The organism is Paenibacillus qinlingensis, from assembly GCF_013204845.1.
GTDB classification, from domain to species: domain Bacteria; phylum Bacillota; class Bacilli; order Paenibacillales; family NBRC-103111; genus Paenibacillus_E; species Paenibacillus_E qinlingensis.
In genome coordinates this window covers 63,710-82,169 of sequence record NZ_JABMKY010000013.1, presented here as the reverse complement: position 1 = coordinate 82,169, position 18,460 = coordinate 63,710, and the positions used below count along the sequence as shown (strand labels likewise).

At 43.2% G+C, this 18,460-nt stretch carries 15 protein-coding genes; 2 read left to right on the top strand and 13 right to left on the bottom strand.

The annotated features are described in order from the left end of the window. Position 1 precedes the first annotated feature (1 nt). A complete protein-coding gene (locus HQN88_RS21985; RefSeq protein WP_173116517.1) occupies positions 2–1,615 on the bottom strand; it encodes an RsmB/NOP family class I SAM-dependent RNA methyltransferase in 1,614 nt (537 codons plus the stop codon). A 183-nt stretch (positions 1,616–1,798) separates the two neighbouring features. Here HQN88_RS21985 and HQN88_RS21980 point away from each other — a divergent pair, with 183 nt between their 5' ends. After that, positions 1,799–2,308, top strand: coding sequence for a thioredoxin family protein (locus HQN88_RS21980; protein WP_171634050.1), 510 nt, complete (start codon positions 1,799–1,801; stop codon positions 2,306–2,308). Positions 2,309–2,374: 66 nt separating this feature from the next. Here the strand turns inward: HQN88_RS21980 and HQN88_RS21975 are convergent, their stop codons facing one another. The 8 genes from HQN88_RS21975 to HQN88_RS21940 all read right to left on the bottom strand — a co-directional run bounded on the left by HQN88_RS21975 (position 2,375) and on the right by HQN88_RS21940 (position 10,545). Continuing rightward, the gene (locus HQN88_RS21975; protein WP_173116515.1) at positions 2,375–2,794 is read right to left on the bottom strand and encodes a DUF309 domain-containing protein; all 420 of its coding nucleotides are present in this window, start codon (positions 2,792–2,794) and stop codon (positions 2,375–2,377) included. A 3-nt stretch (positions 2,795–2,797) separates the two neighbouring features. Then, positions 2,798–3,595 (bottom strand): GTP diphosphokinase, encoded by a 798-nt coding sequence (gene yjbM, locus HQN88_RS21970; protein WP_173116513.1) that lies wholly within the window; start codon positions 3,593–3,595, stop codon positions 2,798–2,800. 26 nt (positions 3,596–3,621) lie between these two features. After that, entirely contained in the window at positions 3,622–4,719 is a 1,098-nt protein-coding gene (locus tag HQN88_RS21965; RefSeq protein ID WP_173116511.1) for a quinone-dependent dihydroorotate dehydrogenase, read from the bottom strand. Between the two features lie 156 nt (positions 4,720–4,875). After that, the gene (locus tag HQN88_RS21960; RefSeq protein ID WP_173116509.1) at positions 4,876–5,709 is read right to left on the bottom strand and encodes a PRD domain-containing protein; all 834 of its coding nucleotides are present in this window, start codon (positions 5,707–5,709) and stop codon (positions 4,876–4,878) included. Between the two features lie 39 nt (positions 5,710–5,748). Then, entirely contained in the window at positions 5,749–7,167 is a 1,419-nt protein-coding gene (locus HQN88_RS21955) for a PTS transporter subunit EIIC (protein ID WP_173116721.1), read from the bottom strand. 148 nt (positions 7,168–7,315) lie between these two features. Then, on the bottom strand, positions 7,316–8,155 hold the full coding sequence (locus HQN88_RS21950; RefSeq protein ID WP_173116507.1) for a carbohydrate ABC transporter permease: 840 nt from the start codon (positions 8,153–8,155) through the stop codon (positions 7,316–7,318). 40 nt (positions 8,156–8,195) lie between these two features. Then, entirely contained in the window at positions 8,196–9,101 is a 906-nt protein-coding gene (locus HQN88_RS21945) for a carbohydrate ABC transporter permease (RefSeq protein ID WP_173116505.1), read from the bottom strand. An 88-nt stretch (positions 9,102–9,189) separates the two neighbouring features. Next, the gene (locus tag HQN88_RS21940) at positions 9,190–10,545 is read right to left on the bottom strand and encodes an ABC transporter substrate-binding protein (RefSeq protein ID WP_173116503.1); all 1,356 of its coding nucleotides are present in this window, start codon (positions 10,543–10,545) and stop codon (positions 9,190–9,192) included. Between the two features lie 372 nt (positions 10,546–10,917). On the opposite strand from HQN88_RS21940, the gene HQN88_RS38145 reads away from it, so the two are divergent. After that, positions 10,918–11,052, top strand: a complete 135-nt coding sequence (locus HQN88_RS38145) for a hypothetical protein (protein WP_274319130.1) — start codon at positions 10,918–10,920, stop codon at positions 11,050–11,052. A gap of 169 nt (positions 11,053–11,221) precedes the next feature. On the opposite strand, the gene HQN88_RS38140 is transcribed toward HQN88_RS38145, so the two are convergent. The 4 genes from HQN88_RS38140 to HQN88_RS21920 all read right to left on the bottom strand — a co-directional run bounded on the left by HQN88_RS38140 (position 11,222) and on the right by HQN88_RS21920 (position 18,294). Then, positions 11,222–12,751, bottom strand: coding sequence for a L,D-transpeptidase family protein (locus HQN88_RS38140; RefSeq protein WP_173116501.1), 1,530 nt, complete (start codon positions 12,749–12,751; stop codon positions 11,222–11,224). 128 nt (positions 12,752–12,879) lie between these two features. Continuing rightward, positions 12,880–14,502, bottom strand: coding sequence for an NHL domain-containing protein (locus HQN88_RS21930; protein ID WP_173116499.1), 1,623 nt, complete (start codon positions 14,500–14,502; stop codon positions 12,880–12,882). A gap of 45 nt (positions 14,503–14,547) precedes the next feature. Then, a complete protein-coding gene (locus HQN88_RS21925) occupies positions 14,548–16,422 on the bottom strand; it encodes a FecR family protein (RefSeq protein ID WP_173116497.1) in 1,875 nt (624 codons plus the stop codon). Between the two features lie 21 nt (positions 16,423–16,443). Then, positions 16,444–18,294: an adenylate/guanylate cyclase domain-containing protein gene (locus tag HQN88_RS21920; protein ID WP_173116495.1), complete on the bottom strand. Its 1,851-nt coding sequence runs from the start codon at positions 18,292–18,294 to the stop codon at positions 16,444–16,446. Positions 18,295–18,460 lie beyond the last annotated feature (166 nt).

Here is an 18,460-nt window from a genome sequence, read left to right as displayed (position 1 = left end):
GTTAGGTCCACCTCCAACCGGGCGGGTATTCGTTCTTCAGCATCCCGTCAAGCCACTTGCCCCAGCCAACGGGATGGTCGTCAATGCAGACCAGGCAGTAGCCTTTGGCTGCCTTGGTCTCTTCCGGATCGCGGAGAATCTCGCTCTCCGCGACTTCGAGCGTCTCGCCCTTCAGGTACCGAAGGGCTCGCTCGTCGCTCGAAGCCAAGCTCAGCGCTCGCTTGGCCTCGCGCAAACGCAGTCCCATGGCTAGCGCATGGGACGGTTCAAATCGGCCGCGGTGCAGCGCGCCGATGTACCAGCCCGGCCGCACGACTTTCAGTCCGTGCAGCTCAGGCAAGCCCGCCGGCGACGCATACGCGTGCTCGCCGTAACAGACAAGCCGCCTCAGGGCGAACGGCTCGCTGCGCAGCAGCTCACCGGAGAACGCCTCCAGCGGCTCCAAGCTCACCCCCGTGCTAGGCGGTGCCTCAGCACGGCCCTTCCCGCGTAGCGCGGGACGGCTGCTACGCTTCCCAGCTGCCGCCACAAAGTCGGCACCCCCCGCACCTTCCCTCGCTCTGTCACTCGCACTTGCATTTGCACTCGCACCTTCCCTCGCACTTGCACTTGCATTTGCACTCGCACTCGCACTCGCACTTGCACCCGTACTCGCCCCCGCACTCGCCCCTACTCCCACACTACCCAAAACCGCCAAAAAATGCCCCTCACCCCGCAACTTATGCGGCCACAACCTCGCCGTCCCCGCTACGGCTCCCTTCGCTCTCTCCGAGTATCCGTCCGCCTCACACCAAGGTTCTCTCAACCAATCCGGCCGCCCAGGACTGAATCCCTCAATAGGAACGACATCAAACGCAGGATGCTTGTCCAGAAACTCCGCTATTTGCGCCTCATTCTCCTCCGGTGAGAACGTACAGGTTGAGTACACAATCCTGCCTCCAGGAGCCAACATCACAGCAGCTTGCGCTAACAGTTCCCTCTGCATCGCAGCAAATTCCTGAACAGAGTGGCGCTCCCATTGTCCCATCATTTCTTCTTCCTTGCGGAACATGCCTTCACCTGAACAAGGCGCATCAATCAAAATTTTATCAAAATATCCTTGGAAAGCAGTTAACATCCGCTCCGGTTTTTCATTCAAAACAACGGCATTTCGCACGCCGAGCAGCTCGAGATTTTTAACCAGTGCTTTAACCCGATCTGAATGAATATCATTGACAACTAGCACACCTTCACCCTGCAGCTTCGCGGCGATCTGTGTCGACTTCCCACCTGGGGCTGCGCACAAATCAAGGACACGCTCCCCAGGTTTTACCTCAAGAAGCTCAACTGGCGCCATCGCACTCGGCTCTTGGATATAGTAAAGTCCTGCATGGTAATACGGATGCTTACCTGGGCGTTCCCCTTCTTGATAATAAAAACCATCCGAAACCCAAGGTATAGCCGTCAAATGAAATGGACTCTTCTCCAAAAATTCCGCACGCTCTACCTTCCCCGTATTTACCCTTAATCCATAAACTCGCGGTTCATCATAAGAAGCAAGAAACCGCTCAAACTCCTCTTCACCTAGTAAATCAATCATTTTCTCCCTAAAAAGGGGCGGTAGCTGCTTCGCCATTCCACATCTTCGCTTTCTATATAAAATCCCATATGATCAGACAATTTGTGTTTCCATGGTATAGTGTAACGGTATTATAGCTGAGTTGTCACGAAACAGCCAATATTTTTACGAAATCCTACAGGATATGCTATACTTTTTATAGAAGATAGTAGAAAGTAAACATTTTAAAGAGGTGCATACATGAAGAAGTTGCTTATTTATTTAGGCATAGTTGTCATTTTATTCGGTGGTTTATACTTCGTTAATCAGCAATCTACCAAATCTTCGGATAAAGCGAATGCTGGTAATCCCTATGGTGTTGCCGCATCCAAGCTCAATCCAGAGACTGTGAAACAGTTGAACGATCCTAACTACCAGAACTTGATTTTGCCTGCAGATTTAGATGCCAGATTGAAGAACAAAGAGACATTCTTCCAGTACTATTATGCGTCAACTTGCCCTCATTGCAAAGTGACAACACCTGTACTAGTTCCTCTACAGCAACAATTAGGTCTAGACGTGAAGCAATTTAATTTGGAAGAGTTCAAAGATGGCTGGAACAAGTACAAGATTGAATCCACACCTACCTTAGTATATTACAAAAATGGGGTAGAAGTAGATCGCATTGTTGGCGGGGTTCCCGAGGCTGGATCTACAGTCGGCAATACACCTGAAGTATTCAAATCCTTTTTCCAAAAGTATAAAGGTTAATGCCATTAAATATCTAAACCTACAAAAAGGACTTCTTCACCCATTGGTGAGAAGTCCTTTCTCATTTCAATCATGCTCACTGCTTACTGGTGGATCCAACCTCAAATCTTCCAGGAGATCCTCTAGCTCTTCATCCAGAATCCTAATATCCAAATCATAAGGAAGAAACGGTTCCTCTTTCAATCGCAACAACTTCCTCAGATAAACCTCACTATCCTTCACTAATAAACCTAGATCAATCCCTAGCGTATGAACAGGATAAGGTGCCAGCTTATCTAACCCCGCACTAAACAGTTTAATAGAACCGCTCGGATTGCCATTCCCATGATGATAAAGGCCTACTGCAATTTGCAGCAGACCTTGGTATAACGGATTTCGGCCTTCTTCCAGCCAAAGCTCCTCCATCACTTCATGACACTCGAAATAATCCCGCTGATCGTTAAAATAGTACAGAAAAGCGACATACAATCGGTCATATTCGCTCATGGATTAGTTATTTTCTCCTTTTTTGGCTCTCGAAATGGCAGCCTCAATATCGGCAGATAAATCACTAAGTCCTTCTTCTGTTTCCCAAATCTCATTGAATCGTAATTGGAATTGAGCGGCTTCTCGTACACGATGGTAGAAATATAGTTCTTGGATGTTGCTAAGCACACGGTTGACTAGATTGGAGTTATCCTCAAACATCCGCTGAGAGGCCATAATCTCACCACGAATACTAGACATTTCCTGATCCAGTAGATAAGCAGCTTCCGCCGCTTTACTCAACCGCGCCCGAACCACATCAGGTAATTGCTCTTTATATTTATAATTCAAGGAATGTTCAATCGTCGCCCAGAAGTTCATTGCCAGCGTCCGAATTTGCACTTCTGCTAATATTTTCTTCATACCGAGAGCAGTTTGAACGGGATATTCGATGATAATATGAAAACTTCGGTATCCGCTCGGCTTTTTATTCGTAATGTAATCCTTCTCATACACAACACTCATATCTTGTCTGCTGCGGATAAGTTCAGCAAGCACTTCGGTATCTTCTACGAATTGGCACATGATGCGAATGCCAGCGATATCTTCAATGCCAGACTCTAACTGATCCATCGGTACGCTCAAACGCTTCGCTTTCTCTAACACGCTTGATATTTTTTTTACACGTCCTGTTACAAATTCAATCGGTGCGTACTCTTCACGACTTTTAAGTTCGCCACGTAATGTTTTGAACTTTACTTTCAATTCCTCTACCGCTTGTTCATAAGGCAGTAGAAACTTCTTCCAGTCTCGTCCATCCATCCATGTATCCTCCATTCTGAATGAAGTTAGTGCGAATCTACGCCTATTGCCTGGGAAATATGTGTGAAACCATCCTTCTTTAACAGCTCTTGAAGCCCTTTATTTATATGCCCAAGTAGACCAGGTCCCTCATAAATTAATGCGGTGTATACTTCAACAAGACTTGCACCAGCCCGGATTTTGTCATACGCATCTTGCGCGGTGAAAATCCCACCAGCCCCAATAATCGGTAACTTGCCATCCGTTAATTGATACACACGTCGAATAACATCTGTAGAGCGCTTCGTTAATGGCAATCCGCTTAATCCGCCAGCTTGCTCGCGATTAGCATGTCGTAAGCCTTCTCTGCTTAGCGTGGTATTCGTTGCGATGATCCCAGATACTCCGCTTTCCTTAATGATTTGTACAGTAAGAACAAGCTCATCATCCGTTAGATCTGGCGCAATTTTGACAAGAACCGGTTTCGCGGCACCACCGTGCTTCTTATGCTGCACTTGCATTTCATCCCGAACCGTAGATAACAAGCGTTTCAATTCATCGCCATGTTGTAAATTACGCAAATCAGGTGTATTTGGTGAGCTTATGTTAACAACAAAGAAATCTCCATATGTATATAACGCTACAATACAAGCACGATAATCCTCTTCTGCCTGCTCGTTTGGCGTTGATTTATTTTTCCCTATGTTTACAGCAACTGGAATCACATGTTTCCCTGTTTTTTCTAGGTTGTGTGCCATCTCAGCTGTGCCTACATTATTGAATCCCATGCGGTTAATGAGTGCTTTGTCTTCAGGAAGACGGAACAAACGGGGGAGCTCATTACCTGATTGTGGTTTAGGGGTAATCGTACCGACTTCCATAAATCCAAACCCCATTTGTGAAAATCCTTTTACTGCTTTCGCGTTCTTATCTAGCCCTGCAGCAAGACCGACTGGATTACCGAAGTGCAATCCCCATAACTCCTGTGTTAATTGCGGTGATTCTGGGACCCCATACATGGATTTAAGCAATTGCTTGCTCCCTGGTAAATTCCCAACAGCACTGAGGCCGTCGATGATTAAATGATGCGCTTTTTCCGGATCCATTCGAAACAAAACGGGCTTAGCTAATTTCTTATACAGCATGTCCTATGCACTCCGTTCTCTCTAAGTACTCTAACAGTCAGTTTAGCTGACATTGTAGAAATATGCAATCCACTTAAGACCTCAAACCACGTATTCACACAAAAAATCCCTGCTCCACAAAGGCTGCAAGGGAATGCTCTAGCTTATTTTTTTCACCTAAACTTCTGTACGTTGCAGCAAGCGTTCTAAATGCATCGTTAAGTATCCTGTCTCATCGTCAGGCACTTCTAATTGTAGTGAATCACTTAACATTAACGATAAAACCTTTGCTTTTACATAGGTGTCGCCGTATTCTTCTTTAATTTTGGAGAGAAGTGAGTTTTGAAGAGTTTTCTTTTGCTTAACCCGTTCAATTACTCCTTTTAAATGAGAGATAAACCGAAGTGTTGAGAACGAATCATCGAAATTAAAACCAAGTTCCTTTGCAGATTCAATCGTCTGAGAGACCACTCTGACAACCGCTAGAGAATCGGATGCTTGCTCTTTCTTACGGGCACTGTTGAAATGCATCGTCAAGAAAGCAACCTCATCCTCAGGTAATTTCACATCCAAATGTTCATTCAAGAATTCAACAGCTTTCTTAGCAACTTTATATTCCTCAGGGTACATGTATCCAATTTCATAGGCAAATGGATTCGTAATGAAGATTCCGCGCTTCTGCCGCTCAACTGCGAAGTTAATATGATCTACCAGCGATGCATGGATCGTTTCAGAGAAATCGCCTTCCAGCATGCTTTGTGCGTACGCAATTACTTCTTCGGTGATCCCGATGATTTTCACATCGACGGCATTGAGAATTTGTTCATAGTTTTTGAGTACTTCTGATGTATGCAAAAGGAACTCTTGTGTGATTTCACCTTCACCAATCATCATACCTGGTGTTTTCTTGAATCCAATTCCCTTACCAAATGCAATGGAATTTTTCCCTGAGCTTAAATGCGCCATCACCACGTTATGCGATAGAACATGTATGATCGTCCGATCAATCATAAGACACCTCCGCGTTCTTAGGCTTGTCCTGATTTTTTCTCATTTTGTACCTAGCAAAGGTTTAATGCTCTCACGAATTTGTTCCGACTCTGTCCCAAAAACAACATGAACGTTGCCTTTTCCTAGCCGGATAACACCTATGGCACCTAATTCCTTCAGTTCATTATCTTGTACAAGTACTTCATCTTTCACGAGAAGGCGCAGGCGTGTAATACAAGCATCAATGGAAATAATATTAGAAGCTCCGCCAATGTTGTTGAGAATACGTGTTGGGCGATCTACCAGTGATGGTTTCTCATCAGTAGCTTCTACCTCAACATGTTGCTCAATGTCATCCTTACTTATTACTTTTATCGGAAAGAAGTGTAGATACACTCTAAAGGTTATAAAATATAGAATGAAATACACAGTTCCAATGAGTAAAATCCAATAGGGATTCGTCGCCAAGTGCCAGTTCAACACGAAATCAATAGAGCCCGAAGAGAAGCCAAAACCCATTTTCACTTGAAGTATATTCATAATGAGCATCGAGAAGCCTGTAAGAACGGCATGAATCACATAAAGAACAGGGGCTACGAACATAAACGCAAATTCGATTGGCTCTGTAATGCCTGTTAGGAAACTTGTCAGTGCAGCAGTCAACATGACTGGAGCTACAAATTTCCTTGTAGATGAAGAAGTGCTTCTCACGACAGCAAGTGCGGCTGCTGGCAAGCCAAACATGATAACTGGGTAGAATCCTGTCATAAACATCCCTGCTGTGGGATCTCCTGCGAAGAAGCGTGAAATATCCCCATGTACCATTTTGCCTGCTGGTGTAACGAAATTCCCTATTTGAAACCAAGCGATATTATTAATAACATGATGCAGACCTGTAGGAATGAGTAAGCGATTAATGACGCCGTAAATGAAAACCCCAATGTTTCCGTTATCTACAATCCATAATCCTATTTCACTTATTCCTCGCTGTACAGGAGGCCAGATGAGCCCAACTACTACACCAATGAAAACCATAACAAGGGATGTCACGAGTGGAACAAAGCGTTTTCCGCCAAAAAATCCAAGAGACTTCGGTAATTGAATATGACTAAATCGATTGAAGAATGTAGCAGAAAGCATCCCCACCATCATCCCACCTAGCACGCCTGTATCCAATGGCTCTGAGCTGCCTGAAACCATTTGAAAATGTTTAAGGACATTATCAAAGACCAGATATCCAACGGCAGCCGCTAAAGCAGCAATGCCTTCTCCCGAAGTTAATCCAATCGCAATTCCTATTGCGAAAATGAGTGGCAAATTATCAAAAATTGCGCTTCCACCTAGCTCGAAAATTTGAGCCACATGAACAAGGAAAGGATCATGAAAAGACATTTTACCAATTCGAAGAAGAATGGATGCTGCCGGCAGCACCGCAATAGGAATCATTAGTGATCTCCCCATCTTCTGAAATGCATACATTACACTCATTAGATTCACCTATAAGCCCACAAGTTTTGGCCGTTCCTTGTTTGCTTTTACCTATCCCCATTATAGTAGAAAGAACACCCTCCCGAAAGGATAAATTCCTCTAGGTTAAGGTGTTTTTTCTATGTATTGCCATATACAGTTATTTCACAGCTCCTGCCGTAATCCCACTTGCAATCTGGCGTTGAAATATCATATACACGATCAAAGTCGGTAATGTTGTGATTAGCAATCCTGCAAATAACGGACCCCATTCTACACGATATTGCATTTCAGCTTGCATAACAGCCAAACCAATTGGAAGCGTGTACTTAGTTGGTTCATTCGTTAGAACAACCCCTAGGAAGTATTCATTCCAGTTATTCAGCATGTTAGTAATCATAACCGTGATCAAACCTGGCTGTGACAATGGTAACATAACCCGGAAGAATGTGCCATAGTGAGAAGTGCCATCAATAATCGCAGCTTCTTCAATTTCTTTAGGAAGCGATTTGTAGAACCCAACAAGCAAGAAAATCCCGAATGGCAAGTTAAGTGCCGCGTAGACTAGGATTAGCCCCAGCCAAGTATTAATAAGGTGCAAATCATTCAACAAGAAGAACAATGGAATCAGAGCAAGTGCGAACGGAATCATCATCGAAGAAATATAGATCGTTAGAAGAACTTTGTTCCCTTTAAAATCATATCTCGCCAAAATATAAGCCGTCATCGCTGCAAGGATCATGCCCAGAAGTGTACTTCCTACCGTCACCACAACGGAGTTCAGGAAGTATGTGCTGAAATTGTATTTACTCCACACATACGAGAAGTTCGACCAAAGTAATGGGAATTTAGGCAATGCCCATGGGGCATTCAAGAAAAATTGTTCATTATTTTTGAGCGCATCTAGCAATGTCCACAAGAGTGGATAGAGCACGGCTACACTCCATATGATCAGAATGATCCAAACTAACATTTTCGCTAATGGATTTTTGATAGCCATACGATGGTTTCCCTCCCTCAGTATCTTTGTCTATGATGACTTAGTGCATTTCGATGGTTTCTTGGCGCATGATACGTTGTAAGATCAGTGTTGTGATAAGTGACACGATCAGAATCATGACACCAATGGCTGCTCCATAACCGAAATGATACTGTTGAAAAGCCATCCGATACAGATAAGAACCCATAACTTGCGTCGTATTATCGGGTTGTCCGCCATTAGTCATGAGCTGAATAATAACGAAAGATCCGTTGAGTGTAGTAATAACGATGTTAACGATGGAGACCTTAATTTGCTCCCAAATGAGCGGCATGGTGATATGGCGGAATTGTGACCATTGACCAGCTCCGTCTATATTAGCTGCCTCATAGTAAGAAGCAGGAATATTCACAATTGCAGCAATCATTAGGATCATGTAGAAGCCGATCCCTGCCCAAATTGTAGGGGGTAAAAGCATCCAGATCGTATGCTGAGGAAATCCTAGCCAAGTAATATCAACTTTTTCCTCGGTAAATAGAGACAAGAAAGCATTCAAGAAACCGATTTGCGGATTGTAAATGAAATTCCAGAGTACACCGACTACAACGACTGAAATGACATTCGGGATAAAGAAGATGGCTCGAAAGAAACCAGTACCCCTCAAGTTAAATCTTGTTAATGCTACAGCGAAGAAAGTCGCCAGAATCATAATCCCAATCACTTTACCAACGACAAGGAAATAATCATTTCCAATGGCTCTAAGTACAATCGGATCTTTGAAAAGCTCAACGAAGTTATCTAAACCAACAAACTCGCTATTTTCAGACATGCCTGACCAATCATAGAAAGACTTCTGTAACGCCTGTATAACGGGATATATCGTAAATACGCAGAAGAATAGAAAAGTCGGAATGATGAATGAAGCGATGAATAAATTCCGTTTTAGCATTTTCGCGTTGGTCTTCATTCTATCCTCACCGTCCTATCATATAAATTGCGGAGAACGCCTTGGGCAGCTATGCCCTTGTTGTTCTCCGCACTGCTTCATTCAGTTCCTATTTCTTTTGTTTTGCCACAACTTCGGATACACGAGTTACCCATTGTTCAGGTGTAATTGTTCCGATTGTCAAAGCAACTGTTGCATCCTGCATGGCTTTGTCAACGTCAGCAGCGAAGGAAACTGTAGGAACTACAACTGTATCAGGGGAAGCCAAGAATTTCGCAGCATCCTTAACGAAGTTAGGAGCTTTGGAAGAAGAAATGTCACCTTTTACATTAGAAGGAGCACCACTTAGCTCAGCCCATTGGGAAGCTTGTGTTTGGGAGAATACGAATTGCATGAATGCTTTTGCAGCCTCTTTGTTTTTCGCTTTTTTCGCTATTCCGAACGTAGCTGTGGACGTGTTAGCTACGACTTTTCCACCTTTATCTTGCGTGATGGATGGAATGAATCCGAAGTCAAAGCTACCTGGAACGTCTTTCGCCATTTCGTTTGGTAACCACAGACCGTTCGGGATGAATGCGTCTTTGTGTTGTAGGAACAAGGATTGAGAATCCGTGTGGTTGATTTGAACAGATGCTTTGTCGATGTAGCCTTTATCACGCATTTGAACGATTTTATTTAGACCTTTGATGATGGCAGGATTTTTCCAAGCCTCTAGATTGTTTGTGGACATATCTTGCAGCAATTTGTAGTCATTGTTGTTTGCAGATACGATTGCTGGAAGCAATACGCCACCGTTGATGTAGTAAGGAAATTTACCAGTGTGGATGAATGGAATGATGCCAGCACCTTTAATTTTTTCACTTACAGCCAAGAATTCTTCGAAGTCTTTCGGCTCAGCCCAACCTTTGTCTTTGAAAAGAGCTTTATCATAGAAAATACCCCATGAGCTCATGACGAAAGGAATGTTGTACGTTTTACCATCAAATTGTTGTGGCTTTTGAGAAAGTAAATCAATAATTTTCTCGCCATCAACGTTTTTAGCGTCTTTGATCCAGTCCGTCAGATCTTCCAATTGTCCGTCTGTAACCATTTGGCGGTCGAACAACTCAGGTCCATCGATGTATACGAAATCAGGTGGGTTACCAGCGATCCAACGGGGTTTCATTTGCTCGTTGATTTTTGGTCCCGCACTTTCTTTAATTTTCAAATCAGGGTTTTTCGCTTGGAAATCAGCAATAACTTTTTTCCACCATTTGTCGCCGTATCCGCCAACAAAGTATTGGATTTCAAAATCACCAGTAAGTTTAGTTGAAGCTGCTGCAGTAGGAGCTGCGGATGCTGCCGTTGTTGGAGCCACAGATGCTGCTGGTTTTGTTGTTTCTGCTGGCGTGGATTTACCGCAACCTGCAGCTACAAGTGCCATAGACGTTGCCAAACCAATTGTTGACCATTTTTTCATGTTCATGTGATCATCTTCTCCCTTTTTTTAATTCATCTAATTATTTATTGGTGAAGCGTGTACCCGATAGTTAAACTTCGTCTTAGTTTGTACTATCAACCCCTTTCATGATTCATTTATTGGCAAAATAAAAAGGGCATAGTTATAGAAGAAGACTTGCATTTCTTCTAATAACTAATGCCCTTGCGGTAACATGTTATCAAAACTGACATATTCAATTGTTTTAGGTGTTCCGTGTGATTAAATCTTACAATAAAATGACATGGACGTCAATACACTTTTTAAAAGAATTCGTTCATTATTAATTATTCATTGAAAGCGTATTCTTATGATATGATAGAAACATCTCGTTTAATCCTAATGGAAAAGGTGATTCTTATGGCCAAACGTAAACCAGTTGCTGTTTCGCGCAAACACAAAAATGAAGTTAATATGAAAGCGATTTACTGGACAGGATCAATTTTCTTAGTTGTCATTTTAATTATGACTTTACTGCTCATTTTGAACAAATGATTCCAATAAAGTGATTGAAAACTTCACATTTTGAATTGTAATCGCTTTCCGTTTTCTTGTCAAGTGTAATTTAATACATAAAAGGAGAGGGCAAGATTATTTCTTACTCTCTCCTTTTTTTTAAAAACAATTGAGTAATTCAGTTGCCAATCATTAACACTGCTGTGTGTCAATCCAACCATTTGTACCGCTTCCCAGGGTTACTATCTTTCGTTTCCAAAGGCAGGCCGATCGCTTGCGCAGGGATTCCCCTCCCCGCTCCAATCCCACTACCTGGTTCAGCAGGCGGCAATACCCCTTTCCCAATCGTTACTTTCGTTTGCTGAGGAACGATATTGTACAGTTCTTCTACATCCGCTTGGAGCATACGTATACACCCGTGCGATTCATCTTTTCCAATGCTCGAAGGCTTATTCGTACCATGGATCGCATAAAGCGTATCTGACAAAGTCATGCCGCGGCTGCCAAACTCACCATTCGATTTCCCGTTTGGATTACGAACTTTTTCGCTAATGATAAAGTCACCTTGCGGCGTCTTAGCGCCTCCCAGTCCAACTGGATATCGTCTTAGAATGTAATCCCCGCTAACAACCGCCAACTGATGTTGATCCGTATCAATTATAACCCTGAGCGGCTCTGTCAAGGGAAGTGCAGACGCTTTTGATTGCGCACTACTCGCACTTTGACTCACAGGATTTGTTGGAGCAGGAGTACCGCTAATGGCACTCCCTTCTTTCTGCGGCGGTTGTGTAGATGGTTGATTTAACTTCTCTTTCGCGGGCTCCTTAACCCTTTGTAGCGCCTCTGGAAACACTTCTTTCATTTGTGGCGTCAGGCCTGGCAATAGATTATCTGGGTAAGGCTTCGTTATTTGTTCAGGCTTGTCCGGAAGAACGCCTGTCTTACTCTGGTAAGCCTGAATCGCACTCTGCACAATGATCGCTTCTTCTCGCTCATGCATCCACGAAGCAATCACAGGAAGCAGGCTTGAACTATCCGTTACCTGACAATTGCATATTTGCGCCTGATAATATTTCAAAACAGACTCGCCGCCACTCGTCCCCGAATTTTCAATACTCAGAAGCGGACGCACTGAGCGATTCCATTCTTTCCAATGCTCATCTTTGCTTTTCGGAGCTTCCATGATAACAGACACTCCGATGCTTTTAGCAGAAGGAAGTAAAATCTCTTGGAGTTTTTTCGCCCAATCTCCCTCAGAGAAATAAAGCTTCAGCGCTTGTATATCTTCCTGACCGCTCGAACTTACGATTCCCTCCGTAATCGTGGGCTCGACTTTCAGTTCACTGCCATTCGTATCCGACTTTGCCACATCCATACCCGTTGGAAGCGTCAGTAGTAGCAACAAAATAAGGAGAACTAGCCTTGGCCAACGACCGCTAGAGCGACGTTTCATGTTGACTGTATTTTTGACCTCCATCTGAGCTGCCTTCGCTATCGGTAAAGGTCCCTCCAACACTATTTTTTGTTGCTCAAATGCTTCATATATTTCACCCGCTTGTGCAAAACAATAGGCAGCCTTGCCTGTTTTACCCTGAGCAGTGTACTCTTTACCCAGTAAATACCATCCCATTTTATGATCAGGATGTTCTTTGACATATTTCTTAAGATATAAGGGGTCCTCTATGGGATTACGCTGAAAAAATCGTTCCAACTGATCATTCTGATGTTTCGACTTCAATTCTGCAGCCTCCAATCCACGATACACTACTCTTCGATTGTTATCGGCAAAAATAGCCAAAAGTTGAAGCCCAAAACAAAAAGGCTTGGACGAGGAGTTAACCTCACCAAGCCTTTTCTATTCCAATCTTACTTCACGAAAGATTTCGTACGTAAAATAGCTGTTTGATGGGCTGCATCCCACTGTACATCTAGACCAATCTGTTCGGCGAAGAAACGAATAGGAACATAAGTACGATCCTGCTTCACATATGGAGCCGCATCTGTATCTACTTTCACATCTGGCTGACCTGTTACCTTGCGTGAAATCCCCTTATCACCAATGGTTAATTCTACGGTCACATCACCTTTGGAGAGCTGCACGATTGATTTACCTGCCCGTTCAACATAAGTCACTTTATAACCAAACGTTTCACTTATTGCACGAACCGGCACCATTGTACGACCATCTTGAATTTCAGGTTGAGCATCGAAGGAAATGAGCTTGTTGCCGCTAACCACCTTCACTTGTCCATCATTCGAAACCGTCTCTGGTAATTGATAAGGTGTAATTTTGCGTATTTTGTTATTGGATGCATCGGCTACAACCAAATTACCTTGTGTTGTTACCAGTACATCGGAAGGATTATAGAACGCTGCGGATTGCTCAACGCCATCTTCTTCCCCTGTTTGAGGCGTACCTGTTATCGTAGTTACTTGACCATTCAACAGATATCGTACCGAGTGATTCAGGCTATCCGCGATGAGCAAACCTCCCTCCGAAGTCACAGTCAGTCCCTTCGGGAAGTCAAACTTCGCTTTCAAAGCATCACCATCTGCATAATCACCTGCTGCATATAACTCATTCTTCCCATAGATTGCAGAACCACTAACAGTTGGCGTTGATCCAGCTATTGTCGATACATTCCCTGTTGCAAAATCAATATAACGGATACGCTGATTCCCTGTATCGCTTACGTAAAGATTACCTTTGCCATCGAACGCAAGTCCAGACGGCTCATTAAATGTCGCCGTAGAAAGGCTGCCGTCGTGATATTCGCCCGCGAATGACGCTTCACCTGGGCGTACCTGAATAACGCGTGTAACAGGTGCAGTGAGAGTCGTAACGCGACCATCTGTAGTGATTTTACGAATGGCATGATTGAGTGAGTCAGCCACATATACGGTGCCGTCAGAAGTAACTGCGATATCACTTGGATGATTGAAGCTTGCTTCTGATCCCTTACCATCTTTACTTCCTGGCACACCGTTTCCTGCAAGTGTGGAAACAGTTCCATTCACATCAATTTTGCGAATTGCATGATTTCCAGCATCCGCCACATACACATTGCCTTTGGCATCTAGAGCTAGACCCGTCGGCTCGTTAAAGAAAGCTTCAGACGCTTTCCCGTCAAGCAGTCCTCCAGTGGGGAAGCCTTGTGCATTTTTCACAACAGCAAGAGCAGGTCCTGCATATGTGGTCACTTGACCATCTTTCAATTTACGAATCACATGGTTGCGTGTATCCGCAATGAGGATACTTCCGTCAGCAAGTTGTACCACACTTCCAGGTGCACGGAAAGCTGCCTGTAAGGCAGCGCCGTCTATATCTTCGAATTCACCAATTCCAGCAAGGGTGGTCACATCTGATAGAATTTGCCCAGTGCTAGACTTCAAACCATCCGCATCTAAGCCAGCAGCCAGTACAGACGAACCTCCTATCAACGTAGCAGCAATTACGCTTGAAACTAATATGTGTTTTAAGGGTTTCATTGGAATCTCCTTTAATTCAACTGATAAACTTAATGAGTTCGAATCCTATACAGGTGGAAAATCGATATTTGGCATAGGTGTCCCAGTGCCTACCGTCTTCGATTGAATGCTTGTAATTGGAACATCAATCTTTTCAACTTGATTGTTCGTTGCTTTGCGAACAATCACAATTTTACCAACACTGATAGTCGTAGCCCCATAAGTTTCCATTGGGATACTGACTAGCTTTTTCGTTCCTGTAAATGAAATATTGGGCACACTTCCAAAATTGGTCACCGCATATAGAAGTTCGTTTTGTGGACCTTGTGATTCATAGGCTTTGATATAATCAGCACTTGTAAGTGGATTAGTAAATATCGTTGAATTGGCAGTAAACGGAACTTCTGAATGATAATTATAAAACGCATTGAAACCATACAGTAAATGGATTTCAACACCATAGATGTCCTTACCATACGTATTGATGAAATCAGTCATATTGATATTGAGATTAAAACTAGTACGTGTTGCAACCTCTCCAATTGACACATCAACTTTATCTGCAACTTCGAGACTTACAACTGGCGTTGGCGCAGGTGGGCTGGTGTCACCACCACTGTTACTATTGTCACCTGAAGCTGGTTGCGTTGGTGTAGTCGGCGTGGTCGTTCCTTGCTTATTCGCCTCAAATTCCTGCTTCTCTTTCTCTGTCATACCAGCCTTCAGTTTGGCTTCCGCCTCAGCCTTGGCCTTCGCTTCTGCAGCTAACTTCGCTTCAGCAATTTTCTTCTTCTCATCCTCTAGCTTTTTCAAAGCGTCAGCAAGCTTTTGCTTAGCAGCAGCTTCTGCCTTTTCCTTCTCCAGCTTACTTTTCAACTTGGCTTCTTCTAGCTTCTTAAGCTCTTCTTGCTTCTTCTTCTCTAATTCAGGATCCACACCTGCCGTTTTATCTAGCGGCTTAACTTTAGATAAATCCAACTTTTTATCAGGTGAATCGATTTTTTTATTAGCCTCAGCAATAATCGCATCTACCGTTTTTTGATCTATCTTACTGCTCGCAATAGCTTGTTTAGCAACGTTACCAATTAGATTGTCTAAGTTTTGTTTTACTCTATCAAGCTCAGACTGATCTTTAATACTCAAAGAATTCTTATCATTCGTAAGCGTTCCATCTGCAATTTTCTTTTGCTTTGTCGCAATAAACTCATCGTTTTCTTTATCTATTTCTGCTTTGTTGCGGATTAATTCTCCAATAATTTCCGGCGAAGCATTTTTAATAAAATCCTCTAAATCGAAGAATTCCACTTTCAAGTCCAGATCCTTGGTTTCATCTCTTGAATCCAAGGAAATTTCTTGTGTTGGGTTCACGTATGTAATCGTTGTAGATTGTGTCTCATCCGAATTGGACGTTACCGTCGAAGCGGACACTCTTCCAGATCCTACAGCCATTTTCGTCTTTCCAGAAACAGGATCAACGGAAACGAAGAATTGTGTTCCACGTACTCCCATTACCGCCGTCGGTGTTTCTACTTCAAATTCATCATCTGCGCCGGCTAGAGATTTAACTTTGACCCACATGGAACCTGCCCAAACTTTCAGTTTGGATTTCTTATTCCCATTTGCAGAATTAAGGTCTGATACGTTAAGCTCGGCATTGTCACCTAATGTGACATCTGCGTCTCCACTTGCTAAGTTAAGCGTTACTGAGGAGCTGTCTCCTGTATAAACGGTATCGCCTTGGTTTAAACTCATACTCTCATAGGCATCATACGTTTTGGATCCGCCACCTTTTTTAATCGTGACGTCTCCAGATAATGCTGAAATAATGGCGACCCGGACCGTTTTGGCATCCACCGGTTTCACCAACAGCACAGATACTAAACTGAACACTAAGCTAAAACTTAATAACATTGAGATAAATGATTTCTTTGTCTTTCCCACTCCGCATGCCTCCCAGCAATTCTATTTCTTATGCCCCATAACTTCATAAACAGCAACGGGTTTTTCTTTCCCTTTTACTTTAATTTCACCGATGGATTCGATCTCAAATAGACCTTTGACACGTTCGTACGTCTGTTCACTAATCAAAATTTGACCTGGCTTCGCATTAGATTCTAATCGTGCTGATAGGTTAACCGTGTCTCCAATGGCTGTATAATCCAACCTTAGATCCTCAGATCCGATGTTACCGACAACCGCAGGACCACTATTTATACCTAATCCGAACTTCACACCGATACCATAATTCTTAATCAGTTTCTGCTCAAGAATATCTGCTTGAGACTTCATCTCAATCGCAGCACGTACAGCCATTTCAGGGTGATTGTCATATTCAATTGGTGCGCCAAACATCGCCATAACACCATCACCAATGAATTTATCTAGAGTACCGTTGAACTTAAAGATAGCTTTTGTACAGACATCCAGATATTCGTTTAACACCTGAATAACCTGCTCAGGCTCTAGTCGCTCCGACATCGGTGTAAATCCACGAATATCAACAAATATCAATGAAATATCCTTACGGCTTCCACCAAGCTTCACATCTTCGCCTGACTGTAGTAGCTCGTCCACAACGGTTTTGGAGACGAATCGACCGAAAATACCAGTAACCCGATTCCGTTCTTTTCGTTCTTCTAAATAATGACTAACCAATGACCATACGTAGATCGTTACTAGTGCAAATTGTGGATACACCAGCGGCAAGAAGGTAGAACCGATACTATAGAATCCTAGCCACACTATCCCATAAACTACGAAGATGCCTAGGAAAATGAACAGCGCAGTCTTCCCATTGAACTTTTCGAATAAAAAGATAGCCAACAATGATATAAGCAAAATAATAGCAATCCCAGCCGATTTCGATACATCTTTAAAGAAAACACTCTCTAATAGGGTTTGAATCATATTGGCATGAATTTCAATCCCGAACATTTTAACCGAGGAAATTGGGGTTGGGTATTCATCCTGCATGGCCGTAACAAATGGACCTACAAGCACAATGCTCCCCTTAAGCGGCAGTGCTTTTGTACTATTAAGCACATCAACAAAGGATAGCAACTCATAACCTGTCGTGGCATCAACCTTTTGTCTAGGCTGCGTGAAGAACTCTGTCGTTACTTGATTTCTATCGTTCGTCGGTACAACTTCTTTGCCACGTTTCCATTCTCCAGTTACTGAATCACGCTTTACCTTTTCATTGTCATCCAAAACTAAATTCGCAAGAGCTACACTGAATGCGGGTATGTAAGCACCTTTCTCATCAGGCAAACCGACAGGCAACTTACGAGCTTTGCCATCCTTATCAACAAATACATTGATATGGGCCATTTGATCTCTTTTGGTTGTTAGGGTTGTGGAGGGATAATCAATTCTCTCAGGAACTAGTTCGCCTGCTGACTGTTGCTTGGAGGGATAATTAATTTGTACTGGCAAAATAATATTGGAATACTTCGCTAGCACATCAGCTAACGCTTTATCGTCTGCAGGATTCTTTGATGGTTCAGCAAGCACTACGTCTATTCCGATAGCAGCTGCTCCTGATTGTTCTAACTTCTCTATGACTTGCGCATATGTACTTCGATCCCACGGAAACTTCCCGATGGCAGAAAGGGATTTTTCATCGATTTTAACAATTTTAATACGATCATCCGGCTGACGCTCATCCACCGACTTGGCGCCACGCAAAATATCTTGGAGAGGACCTTCGACAAAATAAAATAAACCGCTAGAGTTCACTGTGTAGAAATATGTCGAGAACACCATTAACAAGAGTCCTACTACTAAAGTCTTAATCCATTTCTTCTTACCCATATAATCCTCCCCGAGTTTACTAGTTTCATTGTAAGATGCTAGCTGAGAATTGGCAATAAATTGTTACAAATTTCACTTTATTTCATCAAAAAAAGAGCCCGTTCCCTCTCAGGAAACGAGCTCTTTCGACATTCCGCGGTATTTCCACAAAATGATTTAGTAATTA